Genomic DNA, 1,043 nt, shown 5'->3' with positions numbered 1-1,043 from the left:
GTGGTTGATCGCGATCAGCTCGTGACCCTGGAACGCGAAGGTTTCCATCCCGTCGGTGTTTTCGCCGAAGATACGATCCGACTTTTCAACAGGACCACCGTCGGTGATGTCATAGCCGTCGGCGTCCGAGAACAGCGGATCACCCCAGCGCGTCATGATTTTCCATTCATACCCTTCGGGTACATGGACAGTGCCGTCGGTTTGTGCGGCGATCGGAGTAAAGGCGAAACGTGAAGCGGTCTGGGCCTGCGCTGAAGTCGAGTTTAGCAGACCAGCGCCCATTGCAGCCGCACCCGAACCGAATGCCAACACACCGCCCAGAAATCCCCTACGGGATATGGCGCGTTCGACGACGCGGTCAAAGTCGTTTTCTTCGGGGCGGGGGAAGTGCAGTTCGTCCCAGTCATCGGCGGAGATAGTGGTAAGATCAACGTCTTTCATGGATGGCTCCTGGCTGTCTGAATCGGTTTGATTGAAAGTGGATTTAGGGCGCGTTTGTGACAGGTTGATAACAACACAATTAACCCTGTCGCGACCGACATCCGTAAACACATCACTTTTTGATACGCGAATTACTGCTCGTTTCCGCGTATCTGTTGGCCCGGATATATTGGGCGAGGGTAGTCACGCATCCTGCGGGCATTCCATTGCCAAACCAACTTTCAGGGGTCTTTCACAAAAGGACCGGATTGTGCAATTTCGGTTCTTGACGACCGCTGACGCATGGACTACTCAGCCCAGACCTGAGCGGGTATAGCTTAATGGTAAAGCCCCTGCCTTCCAAGCAGGCTATGTCGGTTCGATTCCGTCTACCCGCTCCAGCTCAGCCCGATATCGATTGCGTCAAATAGCCCGCTAAGGGTAGTAAATCGCGCGCATTGCTTGACCCCGATCACCTCTGTCGCCAAGAAGCGTTGACTTAGACCCGATCACGACACAAGGGCCAGACATGGCAAATTCTCAGTCCGCGAGCCAAGACACCACCCCGGCACCCGGTGCCAGCGAAGAAAGGGCTGGCTCTAAGAAACTGGGCGTGTTGTCGT

At 55.2% G+C, this 1,043-nt stretch carries 1 protein-coding gene and 1 tRNA gene; one reads left to right on the top strand and one right to left on the bottom strand.

From position 1 onward, the window contains the following. The coding region (locus E1297_RS32560; RefSeq protein ID WP_155145520.1) for an alkaline phosphatase PhoX at positions 1–441 on the bottom strand (441 nt) is incomplete at its 3' end. Positions 442–747: 306 nt separating this feature from the next. Between E1297_RS32560 and E1297_RS32555 the strand changes: the two genes are divergently transcribed. Beyond that, positions 748–821: transfer RNA gene (locus E1297_RS32555), tRNA-Gly, on the top strand. Positions 822–1,043: the final 222 nt, after the last annotated feature.

Source organism: Roseibium sp. RKSG952 (genome assembly GCF_009711355.1).
The sequence above is the reverse complement of the archived record's forward strand: the minus strand, read 5'-3'. Positions and strand labels throughout refer to the sequence as shown.